Raw genomic sequence first — 25,504 nt, 5'->3', positions numbered from 1 at the left:
TGCGGGCACGACTGTCAGGTGCGCCCTGAGCGCGCAGCCTCCCTACACGAAAAGCCGCCGCTGGATCAGGCATCACAGCAGGACTCGCAACCCATGCGGCGTGTCGATCTCGGCGCGCAGCAGCAGCGGACCCATTTCGTAGACCACCCGCGGGTCGTGGAGGTGCGGCTCCAGCCGCGCCGCCAGAACCGGCGCCTCAGGGTGACAGACGACCAGCCGCCGCAGGGCGCAGCCGGACACCGCGAGCATATCGCTCGGATGCACAGGGCTCTGCCACGTGATCAGTGCCGGGTGCAGGTTGTCGAACGGAAGGACGCCAGTCTCGGGAACCGCCATGCGCCACGCCAGATCGCCGCGAGTCAAATCCATGGGAACGCCCGCGTCCGCGCCCAGCGCCGCAAGCTCCGATTCCATGTCGTCGCTCGCGCAGACCCAGTTGGTCAGCCGTGCCCGGCCATTGAAGCGGTCCAGATCGAACCATCTAGCGCGCTCCGGCGGCACCGCGGCCGGGTCGATGGCGATGGCTTCCAGATACAGCCCGTCGGCCAGCCCGAGCAATGCGTTGTGCGTGCCGAAGTCGACGTGGCTTCCCCCGGTCTGAAGAACCACCCCAAGTGCCTCTTCCACAGCCAGAGTCGCCTCGGCCCGGGTGGCGCCAGCCACCACAATATGATCCAGCCGCATCGCGCACTCCGGAGGTGTTTCCGGCGAGGTTATGCGGGGTTTCGAACCTTGGGAAGAGCCTGACTATGTAGCCAGCTCAGCCCCGGGCGTGCCGCGCACACCCGGGACCGCAGCTTGCCTTATTCTGCGGCGTTGCGCTTGGGCAGAACCCAGTTCGGACGGACCCAGTGGCAGGTATAGCCGTTCGGGATCCGCTGGAGGTAATTCTGATGTTCCGGCTCGGCCTCCCAGAAGGCGCCGACCGGTTCCACTTCCGTCACAACCTTGCGAGGCCAGAGGCCCGAAGCGTCGACATCGGCAATCGTGTCAAGCGCGACCGCCTTCTGCGCCTCGTCCACATAGTAGATCGCCGAGCGATAACTCAGGCCGACATCATTGCCCTGCCGGTTCAGCGTCGTTGGGTCGTGGATCTGGAAGAAGAACTCCAGAATCTCGCGATAGCTGATGCGGTCGGGATCAAAGAGGATCTCCACCCCTTCCGCATGGGTGCCGTGGTTTCGATAGGTCGCATTTTCCACGTCCCCGCCGGTATAGCCGACACGGGTCTTCAGGATACCGGGCTTGTGGCGCAGCAGTTCCTCCATGCCCCAGAAGCAGCCTCCGGCCAGAACAGCACGTTCAGTCGTCATGTTACATCCTCCACCTGATCGATGTAGGCTCCATAGCCCTCCGCCTCCATGTCATCACGGTGCACAAAGCGGAGCGAAGCCGAGTTGATGCAATAGCGCAGTCCGCCCCGGTCGCGTGGACCGTCTGGGAAGACGTGGCCCAGGTGGCTGTCGCCGTGTTTCGACCGAACCTCGACGCGCACCATGCCGTGGGTCCGGTCCTCGAATTCCTCGACATTGTCGATCGGCTTGGTGAAGCTCGGCCAGCCGCAGTGGCTGTCGAACTTGTCCGCCGAAGCGAAAAGCGGCTCGCCGGAAACGATGTCGACGTAAATTCCCGGTTCCTTGTTATGCAAGAGCTTGCCCGTGCCGGGGCGTTCCGTGCCGCTCTGCTGCGTCACATAGAACTCTTCCTGCGAAAGCTGCGCAATGCGGGCCGGGTCCTTTTTATACGCTGTCATGCTATCCTCATGTCGGAGTCGATACGTAGTATTTGGGGCCGCGCTGGCGAAAGCAAAGGAATATTTCGACCGCCTCGCAGGCTCGTGCGATTGATCCGGTGTCGGGACCGGGGCGTAATGAACCGATCATGGGAAAGGTGACCGCAATGCTGAAACATGCTCTGACCCTCTGCTTCGCGCTGATGGCGCCTCCGCTGGCCGCCGGCGTGGGCGGCACCTTCCCCTCCATCGACGGCGGCACGCTGGCGATCGAAGACTGGCGCGGGCATCCCGTTTTGGTGGTCAACACGGCGTCCCAATGCGGGTTCACGCCGCAATACGAGGGTCTGCAAAAGGTTTTCGACACCTACAAGGCGCGCGGTCTTGTGGTGCTCGCCGTCCCGTCCGACGACTTCAACCAGGAACTCAGCAGCGCCGCCGAGGTGAAGGAATTCTGCGAGCTGACCTACGGGATCGACCTGCCGATGACCGACATCACCCATGTGCGCGGGCCACAGGCGCATCCCTTCTATCAGGCGGTCAAGGCAGCGACCGGTTTTGAGCCGGGCTGGAACTTCAACAAGATCCTGCTTGGCCCGGATGGCGCCGTCGTCGGCACCTGGGGGTCGGCGACCCGGCCCGAGTCCCAAACCATCCTGCGCGAGATCGAGGCCCTGCTGAACTAGGGCGCGCCCACCCGAGCCTTCACGGGACGCTGGCGCGAGAATTGAACGGCAAAGATACCCGCCGTTACGATCAGCACCCCCAGCACATCGCGCGCCCCCAGCTTTTCGCCCAGCAGCACCGCGGCGATCGAGACGCCGAAGACCGGGTTCAGGAAATGGAAAGTCGCCGCGCGGGTCGGTCCGATCCGGTCGAGCAGCAGGAACCACAAAAAGGTCGCGGCCAGTCCCGGCACCAGGGTCGTATAGGCGAAGGCCAGGGCCAGGGACAGCGTCGGGTGGACACGGATATCCTCGAAGGCCAGCGCAGCGACGAAGAGAACGGCGGCGCCGACGAACATCTGCAGTCCGACGATCATCATGAAATTCCCGCCCGATGTGGCGCCGCGCACGGCAAGTGTCGCAAAGGTCAGCGCCAGAACGCCGATCCCGCACAGCATCACACCGTGCAGATCCACGCCCGCGCCCAGCCTGCTCGACATGATCAACCACACACCGGCCACTCCGGCCAGCAGGCCGGCAATTCCCAGCGGACGCAGCTTTTCGCCCAGCAGCAGCCAACCGGCCAGCGCGACCAGCAAGGGCATGGTCGAGGCGATGATCGACGCGAGCCCGGCCTCGACCGTCTGCATGGCGACGAAGTTCAGGCCCAGATACAGGGCGTTCTGGCAGACGCCGAAGAGGATGGTGGCAAACCACTGCTTTCGCGTCAGGCGCCAGCTCTGCCCCATGAACCGGGCGATGGTCACGCCCAATAGTCCCGAGATCAGAAATCGGGCCGCGAGCGAAAACAGCGGCGAGGCATCGACAACGATGATCCGGGCCGAGGTGAAGGCCGAAGACCACATCAACGCGAAGGCAAGGCCCATCAGGATGGCGCGCAGGTCCATGACTCAGCCTTTCGCCGCAGTTCTGGTCATGATGCTCTCTCCCGATTGGCACGGGGCCAAAACGAAAGGGCCGCCCGCGGGGCGACCCTTTCTCAAAACGTCAGCCGATGCAAGTTCAGCCGTTCACGCTGTCCTTGAGTGCCTTGGCGATGGTCATCTTGACGACCTTGTCGGCTTCCTTGGTGAAGGACTCGCCCGTGGCGGGGTTGCGGACGGTCCGCTCGGGGCGCTCGCGGCAGTAGATCTTGCCGACGCCCGGCAGGGTGACCGAGCCGCCGCTGGCGACTTCGCGGGTGATCAGGGCGCAGACGGCGTCCAGTGCGCCGCTGGCAGTTTTCTTGTCGGAACCCATTTCGTCTGCCAGTGCAGCGACGAGCTGGGACTTGGTCATTGCTTTTGCCATTCTTTTTCTCCTTCAACTGCCCGCTCTATTGGGCCTCGCCCGCGCATTTTAACGGGATGTTGTGGCAAAACACAATGAATTGCGGAGAAAGCCAAGCCTAAATCCGCCTGTTTTTCGCGTTTTTCACCGTTAAAGAAAGGCTGTTTCGTCAAAAGACCTCAGTTTCCGGCTGTGGAGCCGTTCGAGCGGCATGTTTTGCAGCCGTTCCATCGCCCGGATGCCGATCTTGAGATGGCGCGAAACCTGTGCGGTATAGAACTCTGATGCCATGCCCGGCAGCTTCAACTCGCCATGCAACGGCTTGTCGGAAACGCACAGCAGCGTGCCATAAGGCACGCGGAACCGATAGCCATTTGCGGCGATCGTCGCGCTTTCCATGTCCAGTGCGATTGCCCGCGACTGGTTCAGACGCTGCACCGGCCCGGATTGGTCGCGCAGCTCCCAGTTTCGGTTGTCGATGGTGGCGACGGTCCCGGTGCGCATGACCCGCTTCAGCTCGAACCCCTCCAGTTCGGTCACCTCGGCCACCGCCTCTTCCAGCGCGATCTGAATCTCGGCCAGCGCCGGGATCGGCGTCCAGATCGGCAGGTCGTCGTCCAGCACGTGATCCTCGCGCAGGTAGGCATGGGCCAGGACGAAATCGCCCAGCGCCTGGGTGTTGCGCAGACCAGCGCAGTGACCGACCATCAGCCAGGCGTGCGGACGCAGAACCGCGATATGGTCAGTCGCCGTCTTTGCGTTCGATGGCCCGACGCCGATGTTGACCAGCGTGATCCCCGATCCGTCCGCCCGTTTCAGGTGATAGGTCGGCATTTGCGGCAGCCGCGCCGGCGCATCGAGCGGGGCGTCGGCGGTGGTGATCTCGGCATTGCCGGCACTGACGAAGGCGGTATAGCCGCTGGCCGGATCGGCCAGCATCGCGCGGGCATAGGCCTCGAATTCGGCGACGTAGAACTGATAGTTGGTGAACAGGACGTGGTTCTGGAAATGCCCCGCATCGGTTGCCGTATAATGACTGAGGCGGGCCAGGGAATAGTCGATCCTCTGCGCGGTGAAGAGGGCGAGCGGCCCGATGCCATCCTGCGGCACGAAGGTGCCGTTCACGATATCGTCGTTGGTGGTCGCAAGATCCGGCACGTCGAAGATGTCGCGCAGGGTCAACCCCGAGGCGCCGTCCTGCGGAACGGTAAGATCGGGCTTGGTCGCCACGGCAAAATGCACCGGAATCGGTGTGTGAGACGGCCCGATGGTGACCGGCTGGCCATGATTGCGGATCAGCAGGCCGATCTGCTGGATCAGATACTGCCGGAACAGATCCGGCCGCGTGACCGTCGTGGAGTAGGTGCCGGGCAACGCGACGTGGCCGAAGCTCAGGCGCGTATCCACGCGGGCATAGCTGGTCGTGGTCAGGCGAATTTCCGGATAGAAGGCGCGGATGCGATGGCCCGGAGGCCCATTGCGCATCACCTCCATGAAGTGATGGCACAGGAAGTCGGTCGCTTCGGTATAGAGCTCTTCCAGGCGATCAACCGCCGCCGTCGCATCGGTATAGGTCTCGTCGCGAAAGGCTTCCGGCGTCTCGATCCGGCTCATGATGGAACCTCCAGCACCGGTATTTTCTGGAAGCTGCGCACGTCGACCAGCCCCAGATCGGACAGCCGCAGCTCGGGAATCACCACAAGGGCAAGCAGCGAATGCTGCATGTAGGCGTTGTTCAGCGTGCAGCCGCAGGCCCGCATCGCTTCGACCATCTGCGTTGCCTTGGCCGCCACCTCCTGCGCCGGGCTGTCCGACATCAGCCCCGCGATGGGCAGTTCGACCAGCGCCAGCTCTTCACCCTCGCGCCAGAGGGTGATGCCTCCGCCCACCCCGGCCAGCCGGTTGGCGGCCAGCGCCATCTGCTCCCGGTCCGTGCCGACCACGATCATGTGGTGACTATCATGCGCCACGGTAGAGGCCATCGCCATGCGACCCTTGTAGCCGAACCCCGAAACGAAGGCGTTAACGACGCCGCCGGTCGCGCGGTGCCGTTCGACCAGCGCGATCTGGCAGACCTCTCCATCGCCCTCGACCAGCCCCTCGCGCACCGGCAGGTCGGCCTTCAGCGCCTTGGTCGGCGCCTGATTCTCGACCACCCCGATCACATTGGCACGGGCGGTGTTGGCCCCGGCTGGCGCCGCGATCTCGAAGTCGCCCGCGCCCAGCGCATGGCCAAGATGCACCGTATTGCGGGCGCTGTCGGGCCAGGCGTAGTGCGGACAATCGGCCAGGCAGACCCCGTTCCGCGCCACCACCCGGCCCCGGGCGATGACCATGTCGATCGGCAGCGTTGTCAGATCGGGTGACAGGATCACATCGGCCCGCCGTCCGGGTGCAAGCGATCCGATCTCGCGCTCAAGCCCGAAGTGGGTCGCCGTGTTGATCGTCGCCATCTGCAGCGCGATCAGCGGATCGCACCCGCAGGCAATGGCGTGGCGGACCACGCGATTCATGTGGCCTTCGTTGACCAGCGTCGCCGAGTGGCAATCGTCGGTACAGAGTATGAAATTCCGCGGATCGAGGCCCTTTTCCGTCACTGCGGTGATCTGGCTTTCCACATCATACCAGGCGCTGCCCAGGCGCATCATCGCCCGCATTCCCTGACGCGCCCGCGTCATGGCATCCCGTTCCGAGGTACCCTCGTGGTCATCCGCCGGGCCACCGGCGACATAGGCCGCAAAGGCCGGCCCCAGATCGGGCGAGGCATAATGCCCGCCCACCGTCTTGCCCGCGCGCTGGGTCGCGGCGATCTCGGCCAGCATCTTGGGATCGGCCGCGCTGACCCCGGGAAAGTTCATCATCTCGCCGAGACCGACAATCCCAGGCCAGGTCATGGCCTCGGCCACATCCTCGGGCGAAATTTCATAGCCGGTCGTCTCGAGCCCCGGCGCCGAAGGCGCGCAGGACGGCATCTGCGTGAAGATATTCACCGCCTGCAACAGCGCCTCGTCATGCATCATCCGCACGCCCTCCAACCCGAGGACATTAGCAATCTCATGCGGATCGGTGAACATGCTGGTGGTGCCATGCGGGATCACCGCGCGGGCGAATTCGGCCGGGGTCAGCATCCCCGACTCGATATGCATATGCGCATCGCAGAGACCGGGCAGCATGTATCGACCCTCGGCCTCGATGATCTCGGTCGCAGGGCCGGTGCAATAGGCGGCATCGGGGACGACGCAGGCAATGCGCCCCGCCGCGATCGCGATGTCATGGCCGGGAAGGCACTCGCGGGTCTGGACGTTGACCCAGATACCGCCCCTGATCACCATATCGGCAGGTTCGCGGCCGGCTGCGACGGCGATCAGGCGGGAGGCCACATCGGGCCAGGTTGGGAAGGGCTTGGCGTTCATGCAACAATTGTGCTGAATGGTCGGGCCGGCGCAAGAGGCGGTGGCGCGGTTTCATCAAAGCTTCATCTTGAAGCTGTCGCTTGGGTCTCACGACAATCCGGGAGACGTCACATGGATTATGGCACCGTTGGCGCCGCCGAGTTCGGCAGGTCGCTGCGCGGGATCGGGCTGAATCTGCTCGTGCGCGACGTCCCCGCACAATGCGCGTTCCTTGACAGAGTCTTCGGCATCCAGAGCCATCAGGTCACGAAGGATTTCGCCATCGCCACCTATGGCGCGCAGGTCTTTCAGATCCACGCGGACGGCACCTATCACTCCAACCCGCTCCTTGGGCTGGTTCCCGAGTCGCCACCGCGCGGAGGCGGCATCGAAATCAGGCTCTACGAAAGCGATCCGGACGCGGCGGCGTCCCGTGCCGAGGCGGCGGGCGGGACACTTTTGCAGGGCGCGACCGACAAGCCCCATAGTCTGCGCGAGGCCTATATCCTCTGCCCCAACGGCTACGCCTGGGTGCCGAGCCGCCCACTCGAGAAAGACTGATGGAAATAACATTCGACACACTCAACTCACCCGCCTTCCAGAAGGCGAAGTACTGGCTTGGCATCTCTGCCTTGCTGCTGGCAGCGGGCGCGGTGGTGATCTTTTTCACCTATTACGGCCGCGCTCGGGATGTCGGCGGCGAGAACGCCGAGGCGGAACGCTGGATCCTGCTGATGGGAACGTTCCGCGACAGCTTGTTGATCACGTTGCTCTACGCGGGGGAAAGCCTGGTCTACCGGAACGGCGATTTTGCCGGAATGGCCGCCGGTATATCATCGAACTCGCCGCTCTGGCCGCTTCTGTTGCAGCCGGTCGCGTCGATGCTGGTGGCGGTTCTGGTGCTGGTCATCGCGAGCCTTCGGGTGGTCCTGATCACGCGGTGGCTTGCCCGGAACGGGGTTCGCTAGTCAGGGCGGGCCGAGTTCCCCCCGCAGCCAGCTGGCGAAGGCCAGCGCGCCCGCGGATTGTTCGGCCTGGGGCGAGAGGATCAGGTAATATGCCTCGGGCATTGGCGCGCGGTGGGTGAAGGGGGCGACCAGCCGGCCCTCGGCGATCAGCCCTGCGGCAATGGTGTCATGCGCCAGCGCCAGCCCGCCCCCGGCCATGACCACCGCCAGGGTGACGGTGAATGTCGTGGCATAGGTGATGGGCGGATCGGGCCAGGGCAAAGCCTGATCTTCGGCCCAGGCCGCCCAGCTCGACAACAAGTTGGTGCAATCGTAGAGCGGTTGCATATGCAGATCCTCCAGGCTCACCACGTAATCGGGCGCACAGACCGGATAATAGTGATCTCTGCGCAGCAGTTCGGGGCGCACCGTGTCGGGCGGACGCAGGGAAAAGCGGATCTCCACATCCGCCCCTTCGGCCAGCTCTCGTGGCTCCCAGAGTTCCGTGGTCAGGTTCAGCATCACCCCCGGATGCGCCGCGCGAAATGCGGCAAGACGCGGCGCCAGCCAATGCACGGCGAAGGTGAGATTGCACATCACTTGAACCGCGTCGCCGCGCCGTCCAGTCACCGCGCGGGTTCCGCGCAGCAAGGTTCGGAAGGCATCGCGCACAACGGGCAGATAGGTGATCCCGGCCTCGGTCAATTCCAGCGCCCGCGGCCGACGGATGAACAGGGGCTGACCGATATGTTCTTCCAGAGCCTTGATCTGCTGGCTCACCGCACTTTGCGTCATGTTGAGATCGCGCGCCGCCCCGGTGAAGGACAGATGGCGCGCCGAGGCCTCGAAGGTGCGAAGCCAGCCAAGCGGGGGAAGCGTCTGCATAATCATAATCCTGCCATAAGTATTCCTACTGGAGAAGCGGCGAATTTTTCGTTGGTCTTCCGGCGGCTGGATTGGCAGGCTGAGCGCGACCTTCGAGGGAGAGACACATGACCGTCACGAATCTGCGCCCGAACATGAACCACTGGCAGGAAAGGGTGGATCTTGCAGCCGCCTTCCGCTGGACCGCCCGGCTGAACATGCACGAGGCGGTGTCGAACCATTTCAGCCTCGCGGTCAACGAGGACGGGACGCGTTTCCTGATGAACCGCAACCAGGTGCATTTCAGCCGGATCCGCGCGAGCGACCTGCTCGAACTCGACGCCAACGATCCTGACGCGATGAAGGGGCCCGACGCCCCCGACCCCACGGCCTGGGCCCTGCACGCCGCCATCCACCGGCACGTCCCCTTTGCCCGCTGCGCGATGCATGTGCACTCGATCCACGCCACCGTGCTTGCCAGCCTCGCCGACAGCTACCTGCCTGCGATCGACCAGAACACCGCCATCTTCCACGACCGGCAGGTGATCGACGACCACTATGGCGGACTGGCACTGGAAGAAGAGGGCGAGCGCTGCGCGGCGCTGTTCACCGATCCGAAGAAGAAGGTCATGATCATGGGCAACCACGGTATCATGGTGATCGGCGACACCGTCGCAGACTGCTTCAACCGGATGTATTTCTTCGAACGCGCGGCCGAGACCTATATCCGCGCCCTGCAGACCGGCCAGCCCCTGCGCCGTCTCTCGGACGAGATCGCCGAAAAGACCGCTTCGGAGGTCGAGCAGTATCCGGAACAGTGCGACCGGCACCTGTCCGAACTCAAGCTGATCCTCGATGACGAAGGATCGAACTACGCCTCCTAGAGGCTGTTTCGGGGTTACTAGACCATGCAATACGGGTTGACCGACGAGCAGGAGATGATCGTCTCCACCGTCCGCGCGTTTGTCGAAAACGAGATCTATCCTCATGAAGAGCTTGTCGAACGCACCGGGTCGGTGCCGGCGGACATCGCTGAGCGGATCAAGCAGAAGACCATCGATCTTGGCTTTTACGCCTGCAACTTTCCCGAAAGTGTCGGCGGCGCGGGATTGAGCCATCTGGAATTCGCGCTGGTCGAGCGCGAACTCGGACGCGGCTCGATGGCGCTCAATCACTTTTTTGGGCGGCCCCAGAACATCCTGATGGCCTGCAGCGGCGAGCAGATCGACCGCTACCTCATGCCCGCCGTGCGCGGGGAACGGATGGACGCGCTGGCAATGACCGAGCCGGGCGCCGGCTCGGACGTGCGCGGGATGAAATGCGCCGCGCGGCGCGAAGGCGGCGTCTGGGTGGCCAATGGCACCAAGCACTTCATCTCGGGTGCCGAACATGCCGATTTCGTCATCGTCTTCATGGCAACCGGCGAAGACGTGACCCCCAAGGGCGTCAAGAAGCGGATCACCGCCTTTCTCGTCGACCGGGGCACGCCGGGCTTCACCATCCGAAACGGCTACAAATCTGTCAGCCACCGCGGATACGCCAATTCGATCCTCGAATTCGACGACTGTCGCCTGCCCGATTCGCAGGTGCTGGGCGAGGTGGACGGCGGCTTCGAGGTCATGAATACCTGGCTCTACGCAACACGCCTGACCGTTGCGGCCATGTGCGTGGGCCGCGCAAGACGCGTGTTTGATTATGCCCTCGACTATGCCGCCACACGCGAACAGTTCGGCCAGGTGATCGGCAAGTTCCAGGGTGTCAGTTTCCAGCTGGCCGACATGATCACCGAAATCGACGCCGCCGACCTGCTGACCCTCGCCGCCGCCGACCGGCTGGACAAAGGTCTGCCTGCAAATCGGGAGATCGCGAGTGCCAAGCTCTACGCGTCCGAGATGCTAGCACGGGTGACCGATGCGGCGATCCAGCTGCACGGCGGCATGGGGCTGATGGACGACTATCCGCTGGAGCGCTTCTGGCGGGATGCCCGGGTCGAACGGATCTGGGACGGCACCAGCGAGATTCAGCGCCATATCATCAGCCGCGACCTGTTGCGGGCGCTGGGAGCATGAAGGGTTTCGCCGCGGCTGCGCCGCGCCGACCGGTGCGAGGGGCTTTGCCCCTCGCGCTCCCCAGGATATTTGAAGCAAGAGGAAACGGGGAGAGCACAATGACTCTCCCCCGAAGAGAGACCCTCTCTTCCCCTTGCGCGGTCATCGGCGTCCCCGCCTGTACCGCCAGAGCATCATGACAGAAGGTGGTTAAGAAGATCTTGCTGCTTCCTCTTGCTGAAAATATCCCCGCCGGAGGCTCCGACCCCGCCACGGGCGCTCGGATCTGACATGACGCGTGACCTGACAAGTCTATTCAATCCGCGCAGCATCGCCGTGATCGGCGGCGGGGCCTGGTGCGCCTCGATCCTTGGCGCCGCCGAGCGCATCGGATACGCGGGCGAGATTTTCCCGGTTCATCCCGGCGGCAAGGTCATCGCCGGGCGCCAGGCGCTGCGCAGCCTTGCTGAATACGATGGCCGTATAGACGCGGCTTTCATCGGCGTGAACCGGCGCGCCACCATCGACACCGTGGCCCAACTGCAAGCCCTTGGTGCGGGCGGCGCGGTCTGCTTTGCCTCGGGCTTCACCGAGGCCACGGCTGAGGATGCCGAAGGCGCGGCCCTGCAAACCCAACTCGTCTCAGCGGCGGGTGACATGCCCATTCTCGGACCCAACTGCTATGGGTTCGTCAATGCGCTCGACCGGGCGGCGATCTGGCCCGATCAGCACGGTATGAAGCCTGTGGACCGCGGTGTGGCGATCCTGACCCAGTCATCGAACATTGCAATCAACCTGACGATGCAGCGGCGCGCGCTGCCCATCGGGATGATGGTGACCTGCGGAAACATGGCGCAGACCTCTCAGGCAGAGATCGCGGCCGGCCTGCTCGACGACCCGCGGATCACCGCCATCGGGTTGCATGTCGAAGGCTTCGGCGACCTGCGCGGTTGGGAAATGCTCGCCCGCAAGGCACAGGAGAAAGGCGTGCCACTGGCGGCGCTCAAGGTCGGAGCCTCCGAGCAATCGCAGCGTGCGGCCGTCTCGCACACCGCGTCTTTGGCCGGCAGCGACGCCGGCGCGCAGGCGCTGCTCGACCGGCTGGGGATTGCACGCCTGCGCAGCCTGCCCGAGCTTCTGGAAACGCTCAAGCTGCTGCATTGCGTCGGTCGGCTACCGTCCCGGCGGATCGCCTCGATCAGCTGTTCGGGCGGCGAAGCCAGCCTGATCGCCGACATGGCGCAGGGCAAGCTGGCGTTTCCGCCACTTTCGCCAGCGCAGCAACAGACCCTGCGTGGGGCGCTTGGCCCGATGGTGGCTCTCGCGAACCCGCTGGACTATCACACCTACATCTGGCGCGACACGGCAGCGATGACGCGCGCCTGGTCCGCGATGACGGGGGAAGACATCGCGCTGACCCTGTCCATCGTCGACTATCCGCACACGGATGCGACAGACTGGGACTGCGCAACTCAGGCCGCGCTGAACGTCCGGGCTCAGACCGGGGCACCCTTTTCCGTGGTCGCCACATTGCCGGAGCTGATGCCGCAGGCGGTGGCCGAACGTCTGATGGCCGGCGGCGTCGTCCCGCTGCAAGGCCTCGCCGAGGCGCTGGCCGCCGCCGGGGCCGCTGCGTCCGAAGCGCCTGCAACCGTGCCTCCGCTCCTCCTGCCCGGACCCGAGCGGGAGGCGCGGACACTTGGCGAGGCGGAGGCAAAAACGGCTCTGGCCAGCCACGGGCTGCCGGTGCCCGAAAGGCGGATGGTGGCGCAGGCCAGCCAGCTGGCGGGTGTCGATCTGACCGGTCCGCTGGTTCTCAAAGGCACGGGTCTCGCTCACAAGTCCGAACATGGGGCCGTGCGTCTCGGGCTTGCCGTCAGCGAACTGAAAGAGGCCGCAGCCCGCATCCCCGGCCCCTGGCTGGTCGAAGAGATGGTGGCCGGCGGCGTCGCCGAATTGCTGGTCGGGGTGCTCCGCGACCCGGCGCATGGCTTTGTATTGACCCTCGGCGCCGGGGGCGTGCTGACGGAACTGCACCGCGACACCGTCTCGCTGCTGGTTCCGGCCCCGCGCGCCAGTGTCGAGGCCGCGCTGAACCGGCTGCGCTGCGCGCCGCTGCTGCGCGGATATCGCGGCAAACCGGCGGCTCACTGGGCGGCAATTCTCGACGCGATCGACTCTGTGCAGGCCTATGTGACCGCCAATGCCGACACCCTCGCCGAAATCGAAATCAACCCGCTGATCTGCACGCCGACCCGCGCGGTAGCAGTCGATGCCCTGATCCGGAAGACCATGACATGAATGTTGTGAAAACCGCGCGCGACGGCGCCATTCTGACCGTGACACTGGACCGGCCCAAGGCCAATGCCATCGACCTCGCCACCAGCCGTATCATGGGCGAGACCTTCCGCGCCTTTCGCGATGATCCGGCGCTGCGCGTGGCGATCCTCACCGGTGGTGGCGAGAAGTTCTTCTGCCCGGGCTGGGATCTGAAAGCCGCCGCCGATGGCGATGCCGTCGATGGCGACTATGGTGTCGGCGGGTTCGGGGGGCTGCAAGAGCTGCGCGGCATGAACAAGCCCGTCATCGCGGCCGTGAACGGCATCGCCTGTGGCGGCGGGCTGGAACTGGCGCTGAGCGCCGACATGATCCTGGCCGCAGATCACGCCACCTTCGCGCTTCCCGAAATCCGCTCGGGAACCGTGGCCGATGCGGCCAGCGTCAAGCTGCCCAAGCGCATCCCCTACCACATCGCGATGGAACTCCTGCTGACCGGCCGCTGGTTCGACGCCGCCGAGGCACATCGGTGGGGGTTGGTAAACGAAGTCCTGCCCGCGGCACGGCTGATGGAGCGGGCCATGGACCTCGCCCGACTGCTCGCCTCTGGCCCTCCGCTGGTTTATGCCGCGATCAAGGAGATCGTGCGCGAGGCCGAAGATGCCAGATTCCAGGACATGATGAATCGCATCACCAAACGACAGCTGGAAACGGTGGACGTGCTGTACAGCTCGGAAGACCAGATCGAAGGCGCCAGGGCCTTCGCCGAGAAGCGCGATCCGGTCTGGAAAGGCCGATAGGCGCGACGGCCCCGGCGCAACACCGGCGGATCAATTCCGCCCCTCGCGCCTTGGCTGTGGACAATTCTGCAAAAATCGCGATGACTGTGTTGCGCGCGTGGCACGGCAGAAGGCCGCGATGACGGTTTGGCGGGGGAAGAGCGAGTATTCCCTTTGGATGCAGTGCAAATACCACTAACCTATGGGTCCAGAGCCCTGATGGTGAAGACAGAGAGTCTGCTATGACGCGAGTAATGAAATTCTTCGGTGCGCTAGTACTGGTTCTGGCGGGGTCTCAGGCCGCAGTGGCCCAGGACAGCTATCGGATCAAACCGGGCGACGTTCTGCGGATCGAGGTTCTGGAAGACGCGGCGATGAACCGGGATTCCCTGGTGTTGCCCGATGGCCGTGTGACCGTGCCGCTGGCCGGCACGCTGCCCGTGGGCGGACGTACCGTCGATCAGGTGCGCGCCGACGTGGCCTCCAAGCTGTCGAGCAACTTCGCAAACGAACCGACGGTCACGGTATCGCTGCTGCAGCTGGGTACCCCCACCGCCAAGGGCGGCACCTCCAGGCTGCCGATCTACTTTCTGGGCGAAGTCAATGCGCCCGGCATGGTCGAGGTCAAGCGCGGCACCACCCTTCTTCAGGCGCTGGCCCTGGCCGGCGGATTCAACCGTTTTGCTGCGGTGAAGCGCGTTCAGCTTCGCCGCACCGACCGTTCCGGCAAGCAGTCGGTCTACAGCTTCAACTACCAAGACGTTCTGGCGGGCAAGAACTCCATCGGAGCGACGGTGCTGACATCGGGCGACGTGATCGTCGTGCCGGCGCGCAGACTGTTCGAATAGGTTTCACGGGTTCCGGGGCAGAGCATTGAAAACCAGGAGGCTGATAGGAGGGACCGCAATAGCGGCCCTCATGGTCTATATGACCGGCCCGACACTCGCGCAGGACGAGGGTGGCGGCCTGAGAGTCAGCCTTGGCGTGCAACAAAGCTTCGGCACCTCGGATAACCTGTCGCTGGGCGTGCCCGGCAGTCTCGCCAATCCGGAAGAGGGCCGCACAACGCTCTCGACCACGGATCTGGCGCTGAATGTCTCCAGCGAAACCCGGACCCAGAAGTTCAATTTCCTGATCGGTGGCGCGTTGCGGTTCGGCAGCATCCCGAGCGGCAGCCGCGTGCAGACCGGTTTTGTCGATCCCGCGGCGGCCTTGCACTATTCCATCGAGGCCGCGCGCGCGCGTCTTTCCCTCGATGCCTCCTACTCCGAAAGCGCGCTCTCGCAGTCGCGCCCGCTCTGGGATTTCCGCGACGAGGACAATGTCATCACTCCGCCCAGTGACCTGGCCAACCTCCAGGGTACCGGGGATCGGCAGGCCAGCAACTTTTCCTTCGATTACGAAGCCGGCATCGACGCCCCCATCGGGTTTCGGCTTCAGGCAACACGCGACAGCGTGAAATACATCAACGCGACAACCGCGGCGCCCACCGATTATGACCGTGCCAACGTCAAGCTCAGCACATATTTCCGCTTTTCCCCCGGTACGGCGGGCGTGATCGACCTCAGCGCGTCGCGTTACAACAACAATGTTGTCGGCACCACCGAAGACAGCCGGTCGATCGGGGTCGGGTTCGATCGCGAACTGGCGACCGGAGCGATGGTGTCCGCCCGTGTCGGTTACACCGATGGCGATCCCAACAATACCGGCGGCACGGCCCAATCCTCCAGCGGTGTGACCGGCAGCCTGAACTACAGTCAACCTACACCCAATGGGTCCTTTGGTGCTTCCTACGCGCTCACCCGGGACGCCAGCGGCGACGTCGATACGCTCAGCGTTCAGCGCAGCATCATCCTGCCCACCGGCAGCCTTGCATTCAACGTCGGCGCCTCAAGCCTCCAGGGCGGCTCCCCCGAACTTATTGGCGGGCTGTCCTGGCAGCACCAGATGCCGACAAGCACGATATCCCTCAGCCTGGATCGCAGGGTTCAGGTCGACTCGAACAACGACAACGTTTTCGTCACGTCGCTGGCCGGCCAGTTCCGCCATCAGGTCAATGCCCAGTCGAGCATCTTCGCGAATGTTTCGTATTTCCTGACCGATGGCTCCTCCACCTCGAACGACGTCGCGCGCACCGACCTTTCGATGGGGTATTCCTACGAACTGACCAGCGACTGGGATCTGAACGCCGGCGTCAACCTGACCACGCGGGATGAAACGCTAGTCGGCAGCCCCTTGTCGCCGACCCTTGGCAAGGGAACGTCCAACGGCGTTTTCGTCAGCCTGTCGCGCAAGTTCGACCTGAACTGATCCGCCGCACGCGGGCTGCGCCACTAATCCGCGTGCCAGGTATAGACCATCGGCAGCGCCGGATTTTCCACGTCATAGTGCACCATGCGCCCATCGCTCAGCATGCCATCCGCCGCAAAGGCCGTCGCTTCGCCCCCCACGCCACGGCGCAGCCAGCCGCGCAACCGGCCCAGATCGTCATAATCCATCTCGTCGCGCCAGGCCCCGGACCAGAACAGCCGCGGATCAAACTCGGCGCTGCGGCTGGCGGCGTCATAATCGATGGACGTCAGCCGCATATGCCCCTCCCGCATCTCGTAACTGCGGCGCTGATGGGTGGGAAAGGCGACCGAAACAAATCCTGGAGCGCTCTGCGCGGTGCCGTTGTCGGCAAACACGCCGATGTCCACGCGCGATGTCAGAAGAACCGGCGCATCCCTGCGGGGACGGGACACCGCATACTCATCGTGCCAGTCGATGCTCAGCTTCGCGCGGCGGCCCTCGTCGTCCAGCGGCTCGATCCGGATCCTGCCCGGGTCTCCACGCAGCAATTCCCAATGAAACCGCAACGGTTTTCCGTTGGCATCGGAACTGCCCTCCGCGCTCACCACCATTTCCCGGCGAAAGGCATAATCACGCCACAGCCGGGCAATCGCGGACGGCGTGGTGAACAAGAGCTCGCTTCGTTCCATGAGACCGGCCGAGGTCCGAAACTCCTCCGACTCGACTCGCAGCCGAAGACGCGGCGGCACGGTGTCGGGCGACATTGCCGCGGCGTGGGCGATCATCCGGTCGGGGCGCAGCGCCGTTCCATCGAAGACGGTCGGATGGGCCAGGCCACTCCGGTAGTCGGCGTCGCTGTTGATTCCAGCCATGTTGCGCCGCAGGATCATCTGCAGCGTGGGGGCGATCTGATGGGTCTCGACCAGCTTGGCGCGCGTCTCGGCGCTGAAGGCTGCAAGGGTCATCAGCAAGGCGCGCAGAAAGGGCTGATCGGATCCCGATGATCCCTGGCTTGTCACCATATAGGGCCAGTTGGCGGGATATAGATCGCGGCTGTCGTGGTCGCGGTGTTCGGGATAGAGATACAGACTGTCCGAAACATACTGCGCATAGGCGGTCTCGGGGCCAAGAGGGATTGTCATCGCCAGCCGCATAAGGCTGCGCGCGCCGAGGCCGCGGGTCAGCGCGGTCGAGGAATTGCCAACCAGCGGAGCTGCGATCACGGTGCGGGCGGCCAGCCCGTAATCGGCCTTTTGACGGATCAGTTCGGCGTCGTATTGCAGATGTACAAGTCCCGGAAACAGCTCTTGTGGCAGGGTGGAATGGCCGCGGTCCCGGTTTTCGTAGATCAGCCCTGAAAACCCCTGTGCCTTGCCCCGAGCAATCAGGCTGCTCAGCTGAGTCCCTCCCGCCATCCGCTTTGCCCCCGGACCAAAGGCCCCGGCGCCGGCAACCGCCTCGGGCGCGGACCGGGCATCGAACCAGACCCCAGGCAGTCCGAACGGTTTCAGATCGTCCGGCCCGACCATCCGTGTCTGAGCCGGTCCCACCTGACCAAGACAGATAAGCAGAAACACGATACAGACGCGCAACAGGGTCAATCGGAACTCCGTTCAGGCTCAGCCCGCCCTCTCCGCCGTGTTAGACGGCCGGATGCGGACTCCTGCAGTCTCCACTGGCCGCACTTCGAGATCAATGCCCGCGTCGGAATCAGACCGGGCAAAAGACCCCCGTGCATCCGTGCCCGTCATTCCGTCAAGGTGATCAGCTAGCCGCGCGCATCGGCGCGGCAGCGGCCTGCGCTGACGTTGCGCGGGTCTGGGCCGTGGTGAACTGGCTCATCGCGCGGGTCAGCGCTTCTGCCTCTTCCGCGAGCGCCAGGCTGGCCGCGGTGGTCTGTTCAAACATTGCCGCGTTCTGCTGGGTGACGCGATCCAACTGGTTCACTGCCGAATTGATCTCCTGCAGACCCCGGCTCTGATCGGTTGCGCTTTGCGCGATGCTCTCCACGCTGCCGGAAATGTTGGAAACCGACTCCAGCATCTTCGTCAGCACTTCGCCCGCCTTGCTCACGAGGGTGACGCCGCGCTTGATCTGGGTGCCGCTGGAGGAGATCAACGAGTTGATCTCGCGGGCTGCGTCGGATGACCTCCGGGCAAGCGCCCGAACTTCCGAGGCCACCACGGCGAAACCTCGGCCGGCTTCACCTGCGCGGGCGGCCTCGACCCCGGCATTGAGCGCCAGCAGGTTGGTCTGGAAGGCGATTTCGTCGATGACCCCGCTGATGCTGGAAATCTCGTTGGAAAACTTCTCGATTTCCCCCATGGCCCCGACGGCCTCATGCACGACACCGCCGCTGGTTTCCACATTGCTGCGCGTCTCGCGCACCATGAGAGCGGCGTTCGTCGCACCCTCGGCCGCGGTGCGCACGGAACCCGTAAGATTGTCGAGCGCAGCCGCGGTCTCCTCAAGGGTAGCCGCCTGCGTTTCGGTCCTCTTGGAGAGCGACTGCGAGGCGGAACTGATGCCGCTGGTATCCGACCGGATGGCGCCGGCGCTCTCGGCGATGCTGCCGATCGCGGCCTCGAGGCGCTGTGTCGCACCGTTGAAATCCTGTCTCAGCTGTTCGTATTGCGGTGCAAATTCCGTCTCGATCCGGGTGGTCAGGTCGCCTTCGGACAGTCGGGTCAGGCCCTGACGCAGGCTTTCAACCACCTGTGCCTGTTCGCGCTCCGTGCGGGCTCGTTCCGCATTGGCCGCTTCGAGCGTCGAACGCTCCTCGGTCACATCGTTGCCGACCAGGACCAGACCGGCGGGTTTGCCCTGCGGGTCGTCCATGGGCGAGAGTGTGGCATCGATCCGCATTTCCAGGCTGTTCAGCCTGAACACGGCCTCGCATGAAACCGTCTCGCGGCTGCGCACGATGTCAGAGACCTTGCGCATCCTTTCGTTTCCGTTGGGGCGCAATGTTATCAGGCTGTCGGCATCCAGGTTCAGCAACTCTTCGACCTTGCGGCCCGTGCGACGGCACACAAAGCTGTTGACCCAGCCAAGGCGGCCATCCTGCCGGACTTCGATGCGGACGGAATTCGTGTCGAGCGCGGCGATGATCGTCGAATCGCGCAGCGACTTGGTTTCGTTCTTCCACTCGATGACCATACCGGCCTGTTTGCCCGACCTGTCATGCACCGCCGAGATCATCAGCGAGAAGAAGGTTGTCCCGATCTTGACCACCGTCCGCATCGGCAGGGCACCCGGCCGGGTGACGACCTGACGAACGCGGTCCGGCAGCGCATGGAACCGGTCCATGTTGATCCCGATCAGCTCGCGGGCGCCGAGACCCCCGGTAAGTTTTCGGAAATCCTCTGCCTTCTCGTCGAAAAGCTTGATCATTGCCGTATTCAGGAATGTCACGTTGAAATCCGAATCGACCATCAGCATCGCCGAAGAGGCATTTTCGAAGCCGGCGCTCTTGAAGGCGGCCTCACGGCCAATTGCATCGGCCTCATCCAAGGCGTTGCGGAAAGCATCCAGCTGGCGTGACATCCCGCCGATCTCGTCCCCGCGGGTCGTCTCGGGAACATGGGTATCATAATGGCCTTCGGCAATATGACCCATGGCTCCGCTGACGCGGGCCAGAGGCGCAGAAATCGAACGGGCGAGGACGATCGAGAACCCGGTTGCCACGATGCATGTGACGACCGCAATGATCAGGAAATGCCGCTTCATCGTGGCCGTGGCGGCCAAAAGCTCGTCCCTCGCACCCTCTGCAACAAGCGCCCAGGTCGACCCGAAGAGCGCGACGGGCTGGGAATGGGCCATCACGGGATATCCGCCAGAGCCCGTATACTCATATGTCGCGGACTGCCCGTCCAGCGCACCAGCCACCGCAGGGTTGTCGATGCGCTGGCTCAGCACGGCCCCGGCGATGTCGTCCCGCGCCTCTGCGCGCAGCAGTTGGTCGCTGCCGACCATATAGACGGTGCCCTGCTCGCCGATGCCCTGAACATCGCTGACGGCCTGCTCCATCGCGGCGGCAGAGACCTGATAGACCATCACGCCCAGCATCGCCCCAGTCTCGTCATAGACCGGACTGCCCAGGAAAGCAGAGGGTCGGTTGCCGCTGGGTGCATATTTGCTGAAATCGACCTCCGCCGGATCGTCGCCGGGCCGGAGCGTCACCGCGGCGCGAAAGACCTTGCCCAGGCCGGTGTCGCTCAGCGGACTGCTCAGGACGTTCTGCGCAAAGTCCGCTTCCTTGTAGACCGAGTAGATCACGTTGCCGTCCACATCGATCAGGAAGATATCGTAGAGTTGAAGCGTGTTTCGCAGGTCGTCCAGGATCCCATGGTAGCGCCGGTGCGCGACATCGAAATCGTTGCCGTTTTCTGGCCCGATGAACCGTTCCCGTCCGCTTTCTGCGTTCGGATTGCCGGTCACATAGGTCTGTACCAGCACCGCGGGCGCGTTGGTCAAGCTGGCGTACCCCATCTGTAAAGACCGCATTGCGCCCAGCGCCAACTGACCGCCTGCCTGCATCCGCAGTTCCGAAACGAAGCTGTCGTGCAGGATCTCCGCCACATCGGCGCGGGCCGAAGCGAGCATCTTCAGCTGTTCCACAGTCTGTCCGCGCATGTCTCGTGCCGCCTCTCGGAATCCGAACAGGGCTGTGGCGAGGACCGTCGCCAAAGTCATTGCGATCATGATCAGGGGCAGCTTTACCGCGATCTTCATTCGGGACATCGGGTTCATCAGAATTTCTCCGCGCAGTTCGGTTTCGATGGACCGAAACACATCCGTCCTCTGCTAAGCGAAACTCCTTTCGCTCCGGTAAACCCGGCCCGATGCCGCCGATGCGGCGGTTGAGTTTGTCCTGCAAAGCGCCTATTTCCGCCCAAAGGCCGCCTCTCGCGGCACCAAAGGGAAGCGCGCGCGTGGCGAATCACCTCTACAAGAACGATCTGCCGGACGGTCTGGATCTGGGACCGATCGTGGCCATCGACTGCGAAACGATGGGCCTCAATCCGCATCGCGACCGGCTGTGCGTGATCCAGATGTCCGGCGGTGACGGCAACGCGCATATCATCCAGGTAGAGCGCGGCCAGACCGCCGCGCCCAATCTGGCGCGGATGCTGACGGATCCCGAGGTGCTCAAGCTGTTTCACTTCGGGCGCTTCGATATCGCGGCGATGCATCACGCTTTCGGCGCGCTGGCGGCCCCGGTCTACTGCACCAAGATCGCCAGCCGTCTGGTGCGCACCTTCACCGACCGCCACGGCCTGAAGAACCTGACGCAGGAACTGCTTGGCCTCGACATCTCGAAGCAACAGCAGCAAAGCGACTGGGGTGCCCCGAGTCTCACGGCGGCCCAGCTCGAATATGCCGCCTCGGACGTGCTGCACCTGCACCGGCTGCGCGACGCACTGGACGTCTTGCTCGCGCGTGAGGGGCGCACCGAACTGGCGCAGGCCTGTTTCGATTTCCTGCCGACCCGGGCCTTGCTCGATCTGGAAGGCTGGCCCGAAATCGACATATTCGCCCACTCATGAGCCAGTCCGAAACATTCCTCGCCACGGCGCGCCAGGTCATCGCCGATGAGGCGCGCGCGCTCGACGTGCTGGCCGAGGGTCTGGACGAGCGCTTCGCCGAAACGCTTCGGCTGATGCTCTCGGCCACCGGCCGAATCATCGTCAGCGGCATCGGCAAATCCGGCCACATCGGGCGCAAGATCGCCGCGACTCTGGCCAGCACGGGCACACCGGCACATTTCGTGCACCCGGCCGAGGCCAGCCATGGCGATCTCGGCATGGTGGCAAAGGGCGACGTGGTGCTCGCGATCTCGAACTCGGGCGAGGCACCGGAGCTGGCGAACCTGGTCGCCTATACCCGCCGCTTCGGCATCCCGCTGATCGGTCTGTCCAGCCGACCCGAGAGCTCGCTGATGAAGGCCGCCGACGCCCACCTGCTGATCCCGAACCTGGGCGAGGCCTGCGGCTATGGCATCGTGCCTACGATCTCGACCACGCTGACCCTGGCCATGGGGGATGCGCTGGCGGTGGCGCTGATGCGCTATCGCGATTTCAGGGCCGAGCACTTCCGCGACTTCCACCCCGGCGGCAAACTCGGGGCACAGCTGACCAAGGTCCGCGACCTGATGCACACGATCACCGAAGTGCCGATGGTCACCGAGTCGACACCGATGGCCGAGGCCTTGGCGGCGATGAGCCGGGGCAGCTTTGGCATGACCGGTGTCACCGACGCGCGGGGCCACCTTGCCGGCATCATCACCGACGGCGACATCCGCCGGCAGGTCGCAGGGCTGCTCGACCACACGGCGGGCGAGGTGATGACGCGCAATCCCAAGACAATCCCCCCGGACGCGCTGGCCGAAGCCGGCGCGGCGATCATGAACAAGGCGCAGATCACCTCGCTTTTTGTGACCGAGGGGCCGGGCCCGGCTCTTGGTCTTTTGCACATCCACGACTGCCTGCGCGTCGGGCTGGGCTGAGACAGGAGAGCGGGATGGACCGGTATTCCCGCATGGTGGCCTTCTTCAAGGTGCTGCTGCCGCTGCTCGCTCTGGCGATCCTGGCGACGCTATTCCTCATCTCGCGCGGCGTGAACCTCGAGGCGAAGATTCCCTTCGCCGAGAACGAGGTCGCCGACCGGATGCGCAACCAGCAGATCACCGCGCCCTTCTACTCGGGCGCCGCCGAAAACGGAGACGCCATAACGGTGCGCGCGAAATTCGCCCGCCCCGGCAGCAACGGCGCCCCGGCCGTGGCCGAAGTGGTGCACGCCAAGATGACGCGCACCGACGGCGACATCATGACGCTCGACGCCGATATCGCTCGGCTGGACGTCGAGGAAGACATGGCCACCTTCACCGGCAATGTCCTTTTCGAAACCTCCAACGGGTTCTCCCTTCGCACCGAGGTGCTCAACAGCTCGCTGCGAGGCGCCGCCGGCAGCGCCCCCGGCCCGGTGGCAGGAAACGGCCCATTCGGCACGCTGGACGCAGGACAGATGGAATTTGGCGCGAAAAGCGAGGGCGAGCCCGTGCATTTGCTTTTCAAGCAGGGCGTCAAGCTGGTATATCAGCCCAAAATAACGGAAGATTAATCGTGCTGACTGTCCGGAACCTGGCCGTTTGCCTTTTGCTTGCCGCTCCGGCTGTGCAAGCCCAAACCACAAATGTCGCCTTTGGTGCGGTCAAGGCAGACACCAGCCTTCCGGTGGAAGTCACGGCCGACACGCTCGACGTCAACCAGGCCGACGGCTCGGCGCTGTTCAAGGGCAACGTGCTGGTCGGTCAGGGCGAGATGAAGCTGACCGCACAGCAGGTGCTGGTCATCTACAAAAAGGATGGCGGCGGTATCGCCCAGGTCGAAGCCACGGGCGACGTCGTGCTCGTCAGCGGTCCCGACGCGGCCGAGGCCGACCGGGCCGACTACAGCATCGAAACCGGCGTCGTGGTGATGACGGGCAATGTGCTGCTGACCCAGGGCAACAATGCCCTCACGTCCGAGCGGATGACCGTCAACCTGACCACCGGCGCCGCGCAGATGAATGGCCGCGTCAAGACCGTGCTGAATCCGAAGGGCAACTGATGACCCGCCCGGAACTGTCTGTCACAGACGGCACGTCTGGGCTTGTGATCTCGCATCTGCGCAAATCCTTCCGGCGCCGCATGGTGATCCGGGATGTCACCATGACCCTGCATCGGGGCGAGGTGGTTGCCCTTCTCGGGCCCAACGGATCGGGTAAGACCACCACCTTCTACGCCATCGCGGGGCTCGTCTTTCCCGAGGCCGGCACTGTTGCCATCGATGGGCAGACCGTGACCACCCTGCCGATGTACCGCCGCGCCCGCCTGGGCATCGGCTATCTGCCGCAGGAAATGTCGATCTTCCGCGGGCTCAGCGTCGAGGACAACATCCTTGCCGTGCTCGACATCGCCCATGACGATCCGCACAAGCGGCGCGAGCGTCTGGAAGAACTGCTGTCCGACTTCTCCATCGAACACCTGCGCCGCGCCCCGGCCCTGGCCCTTTCGGGCGGTGAACGGCGCCGTGTCGAAATCGCGCGCTGCCTGGCGGCCGAGCCGAAATACCTCCTGCTGGACGAACCCTTCGCCGGGGTCGACCCAATTTCGGTGAGCGAGATCCGGCACCTTGTCGCGGACCTCAAGAAGCGCGGCATCGGCGTTCTGATCACCGACCACAACGTGCGCGAGACGCTCGAGATCGTCGACCGCGCCTATATCCTGCACGACGGACAGGTCCTGATGTCCGGCACGCCGGCCGAGGTGGTCGAGAACGAGAACGTACGCCGCGTTTATCTGGGCGAGAACTTCCGGATCGGCTGAACCCGGCCCCCACCGGGCAGCTTTGTGCCTGAGCCTGTTTGCCGCGCCCGCGGCGACGCAGATGCCATTGACTTGCACGCGGTCTGATGCGTCAATTGACCCATGGCGATTGCACGGTGCGATGCATGTTCAGGTCAGGCCGGGTCGTTCGGGCGGCTGTGCGCAGAACCGAAGACGATCGCCTTTTCCGCCAGCCGACAGTGAAAGTCCCGTGCCGCGCAATTGCGGCCCGGGCCGGCCGGCCAATGTGAAGGAGCACACATGCGTTACAAAATCAGCGGCAAGCAGATCGACATCGGAGAAGCTCTCCAGACCCATGTGCAAACGCAGCTTGACGAGATCGTCAGCAAATATGCGGGCCGACCGACGGATGCCAATGTGGTTTTTTCCCGGTCCGGACACGAATATGCCTGCGAGGCGACCGTCCACCTGTCGACCGGCCTGAACGCCACCGCCAGCGCCCGTGCAACCGAAATCTACGCGGCTTTCGAAGGCTGCGCCGAGAAGATGGAAAAGCAGCTCCGGCGCTACAAGCGGCGGCTGAAGGACCACCATCGCGACCGGTCGGAACCGGTTGAATATCTGGGCGGTTCCTCCTATATCCTCGCCGCTGAAGGCGACTCGGACGATGCCGAACCGACGACCCTGCAACCGATCATCGTGGCCGAGATGGAGGCGACGATACCCTCGCTCTCAGTCGGCGAGGCGGTCATGCAGATGGAATTGGCCGGCGCGCCGGTCCTGGTGTTCAGGAACGATACCAAGAAGGGCCTGAACGTGGTGTATCGCCGGGAAGATGGCAACATCGGCTGGATCGACCCGCGCAGCCAGGAATGAAACGCGCGCTCTT

25 protein-coding genes are annotated in these 25,504 nt (G+C 64.2%); 15 read left to right on the top strand and 10 right to left on the bottom strand.

The annotated features are described in order from the left end of the window. Nucleotides 1-72: 72 nt before the first annotated feature. From ACFO5X_RS12570 to msrB, 3 genes are all read right to left on the bottom strand, one after another. Nucleotides 73-684 carry a VOC family protein gene (locus ACFO5X_RS12570; protein ID WP_380717809.1) on the bottom strand — a complete coding sequence of 204 codons (612 nt, stop codon included), beginning with the start codon at nt 682-684 and terminating at the stop codon, nt 73-75. A 119-nt stretch (nt 685-803) separates the two neighbouring features. After that, on the bottom strand, nt 804-1,313 hold the full coding sequence (msrA, locus tag ACFO5X_RS12565) for a peptide-methionine (S)-S-oxide reductase MsrA (RefSeq protein ID WP_380717808.1): 510 nt from the start codon (nt 1,311-1,313) through the stop codon (nt 804-806). Next, a complete protein-coding gene (msrB, locus tag ACFO5X_RS12560; protein WP_380717807.1) occupies nt 1,310-1,753 on the bottom strand; it encodes a peptide-methionine (R)-S-oxide reductase MsrB in 444 nt (147 codons plus the stop codon). The genes msrA and msrB overlap by 4 nt, the downstream gene beginning before the upstream one ends. Nucleotides 1,754-1,935: 182 nt before the next feature. On the opposite strand from msrB, the gene ACFO5X_RS12555 reads away from it, so the two are divergent. Then, on the top strand, nt 1,936-2,418 hold the full coding sequence (locus ACFO5X_RS12555; RefSeq protein WP_380717848.1) for a glutathione peroxidase: 483 nt from the start codon (nt 1,936-1,938) through the stop codon (nt 2,416-2,418). Here ACFO5X_RS12555 and ACFO5X_RS12550 read toward each other — a convergent pair. The 4 genes from ACFO5X_RS12550 to ade form a co-directional block, all read right to left on the bottom strand. Continuing rightward, nucleotides 2,415-3,305 (bottom strand): DMT family transporter, encoded by an 891-nt coding sequence (locus ACFO5X_RS12550; protein WP_380717806.1) that lies wholly within the window; start codon nt 3,303-3,305, stop codon nt 2,415-2,417. The genes ACFO5X_RS12555 and ACFO5X_RS12550 overlap by 4 nt on opposite strands. A gap of 115 nt (nt 3,306-3,420) precedes the next feature. After that, a complete protein-coding gene (locus tag ACFO5X_RS12545) occupies nt 3,421-3,708 on the bottom strand; it encodes an HU family DNA-binding protein (protein WP_380717805.1) in 288 nt (95 codons plus the stop codon). A 129-nt stretch (nt 3,709-3,837) separates the two neighbouring features. Next, the gene (locus ACFO5X_RS12540) at nt 3,838-5,301 is read right to left on the bottom strand and encodes an AMP nucleosidase (protein ID WP_380717804.1); all 1,464 of its coding nucleotides are present in this window, start codon (nt 5,299-5,301) and stop codon (nt 3,838-3,840) included. Next, a complete protein-coding gene (ade, locus tag ACFO5X_RS12535; RefSeq protein ID WP_380717803.1) occupies nt 5,298-7,100 on the bottom strand; it encodes an adenine deaminase in 1,803 nt (600 codons plus the stop codon). The genes ACFO5X_RS12540 and ade overlap by 4 nt, the downstream gene beginning before the upstream one ends. A gap of 111 nt (nt 7,101-7,211) precedes the next feature. Between ade and ACFO5X_RS12530 the strand changes: the two genes are divergently transcribed. Both ACFO5X_RS12530 and ACFO5X_RS12525 read left to right on the top strand, forming a co-directional pair. Further along, nucleotides 7,212-7,640 (top strand): VOC family protein, encoded by a 429-nt coding sequence (locus ACFO5X_RS12530; RefSeq protein WP_380717802.1) that lies wholly within the window; start codon nt 7,212-7,214, stop codon nt 7,638-7,640. Further along, a complete protein-coding gene (locus ACFO5X_RS12525) occupies nt 7,640-8,047 on the top strand; it encodes a hypothetical protein (RefSeq protein ID WP_380717801.1) in 408 nt (135 codons plus the stop codon). Before ACFO5X_RS12530 ends, ACFO5X_RS12525 begins: the two co-directional genes overlap by 1 nt. Here ACFO5X_RS12525 and ACFO5X_RS12520 read toward each other — a convergent pair whose 3' ends face one another. Next, nucleotides 8,048-8,911, bottom strand: a complete 864-nt coding sequence (locus tag ACFO5X_RS12520) for a LysR substrate-binding domain-containing protein (RefSeq protein WP_380717800.1) — start codon at nt 8,909-8,911, stop codon at nt 8,048-8,050. Nucleotides 8,912-9,018: 107 nt separating this feature from the next. Between ACFO5X_RS12520 and ACFO5X_RS12515 the strand changes: the two genes are divergently transcribed. The 6 genes from ACFO5X_RS12515 to ACFO5X_RS12490 all read left to right on the top strand — a co-directional run bounded on the left by ACFO5X_RS12515 (nt 9,019) and on the right by ACFO5X_RS12490 (nt 16,304). Then, entirely contained in the window at nt 9,019-9,774 is a 756-nt protein-coding gene (locus tag ACFO5X_RS12515; protein WP_380717798.1) for a class II aldolase and adducin N-terminal domain-containing protein, read from the top strand. Between the two features lie 24 nt (nt 9,775-9,798). Beyond that, a complete protein-coding gene (locus tag ACFO5X_RS12510) occupies nt 9,799-10,959 on the top strand; it encodes an acyl-CoA dehydrogenase family protein (RefSeq protein ID WP_380717797.1) in 1,161 nt (386 codons plus the stop codon). Nucleotides 10,960-11,229: 270 nt separating this feature from the next. Beyond that, the gene (locus ACFO5X_RS12505) at nt 11,230-13,239 is read left to right on the top strand and encodes an acetate--CoA ligase family protein (protein ID WP_380717796.1); all 2,010 of its coding nucleotides are present in this window, start codon (nt 11,230-11,232) and stop codon (nt 13,237-13,239) included. Beyond that, nucleotides 13,236-14,015 carry a carnitinyl-CoA dehydratase gene (locus ACFO5X_RS12500; protein ID WP_380717795.1) on the top strand — a complete coding sequence of 260 codons (780 nt, stop codon included), beginning with the start codon at nt 13,236-13,238 and terminating at the stop codon, nt 14,013-14,015. Before ACFO5X_RS12505 ends, ACFO5X_RS12500 begins: the two co-directional genes overlap by 4 nt. Before the next feature lie 233 nt (nt 14,016-14,248). After that, the gene (locus ACFO5X_RS12495; protein ID WP_380717794.1) at nt 14,249-14,842 is read left to right on the top strand and encodes a polysaccharide biosynthesis/export family protein; all 594 of its coding nucleotides are present in this window, start codon (nt 14,249-14,251) and stop codon (nt 14,840-14,842) included. A gap of 70 nt (nt 14,843-14,912) precedes the next feature. Further along, the gene (locus ACFO5X_RS12490; protein WP_380717792.1) at nt 14,913-16,304 is read left to right on the top strand and encodes a hypothetical protein; all 1,392 of its coding nucleotides are present in this window, start codon (nt 14,913-14,915) and stop codon (nt 16,302-16,304) included. Between the two features lie 23 nt (nt 16,305-16,327). On the opposite strand, the gene ACFO5X_RS12485 is transcribed toward ACFO5X_RS12490, so the two are convergent. Together ACFO5X_RS12485 and ACFO5X_RS12480 are read right to left on the bottom strand one after the other, a co-directional pair. After that, the gene (locus ACFO5X_RS12485) at nt 16,328-17,887 is read right to left on the bottom strand and encodes a hypothetical protein (protein ID WP_380717791.1); all 1,560 of its coding nucleotides are present in this window, start codon (nt 17,885-17,887) and stop codon (nt 16,328-16,330) included. A 163-nt stretch (nt 17,888-18,050) separates the two neighbouring features. Next, a complete protein-coding gene (locus ACFO5X_RS12480; protein ID WP_380717790.1) occupies nt 18,051-21,038 on the bottom strand; it encodes a methyl-accepting chemotaxis protein in 2,988 nt (995 codons plus the stop codon). Between the two features lie 182 nt (nt 21,039-21,220). Here ACFO5X_RS12480 and ACFO5X_RS12475 point away from each other — a divergent pair, with 182 nt between their 5' ends. The 6 genes from ACFO5X_RS12475 (at nt 21,221) to hpf (ending at nt 25,491) form a co-directional block, all read left to right on the top strand. Continuing rightward, complete coding sequence (locus ACFO5X_RS12475) at nt 21,221-21,835, top strand: ribonuclease D (protein ID WP_380717789.1); 615 nt, start codon at nt 21,221-21,223, stop codon at nt 21,833-21,835. Continuing rightward, nucleotides 21,832-22,794, top strand: a complete 963-nt coding sequence (locus ACFO5X_RS12470) for a KpsF/GutQ family sugar-phosphate isomerase (protein ID WP_380717788.1) — start codon at nt 21,832-21,834, stop codon at nt 22,792-22,794. The genes ACFO5X_RS12475 and ACFO5X_RS12470 overlap by 4 nt, the downstream gene beginning before the upstream one ends. A gap of 14 nt (nt 22,795-22,808) precedes the next feature. After that, entirely contained in the window at nt 22,809-23,408 is a 600-nt protein-coding gene (locus ACFO5X_RS12465; protein WP_380717787.1) for a hypothetical protein, read from the top strand. Between the two features lie 2 nt (nt 23,409-23,410). Next, on the top strand, nt 23,411-23,896 hold the full coding sequence (gene lptA / locus ACFO5X_RS12460; RefSeq protein ID WP_380717786.1) for a lipopolysaccharide transport periplasmic protein LptA: 486 nt from the start codon (nt 23,411-23,413) through the stop codon (nt 23,894-23,896). Next, nucleotides 23,896-24,654 (top strand): LPS export ABC transporter ATP-binding protein, encoded by a 759-nt coding sequence (gene lptB / locus ACFO5X_RS12455; protein WP_380717785.1) that lies wholly within the window; start codon nt 23,896-23,898, stop codon nt 24,652-24,654. Before lptA ends, lptB begins: the two co-directional genes overlap by 1 nt. Nucleotides 24,655-24,915: 261 nt before the next feature. Continuing rightward, the gene (gene hpf, locus ACFO5X_RS12450; protein WP_380717784.1) at nt 24,916-25,491 is read left to right on the top strand and encodes a ribosome hibernation-promoting factor, HPF/YfiA family; all 576 of its coding nucleotides are present in this window, start codon (nt 24,916-24,918) and stop codon (nt 25,489-25,491) included. Nucleotides 25,492-25,504 lie beyond the last annotated feature (13 nt).

It is taken from the genome of Seohaeicola nanhaiensis, assembly GCF_042654245.1.
GTDB classification, from domain to species: Bacteria; Pseudomonadota; Alphaproteobacteria; order Rhodobacterales; family Rhodobacteraceae; genus Seohaeicola_A; species Seohaeicola_A nanhaiensis.
The sequence above is the reverse complement of the archived record's forward strand: the minus strand, read 5'-3'. Positions and strand labels throughout refer to the sequence as shown.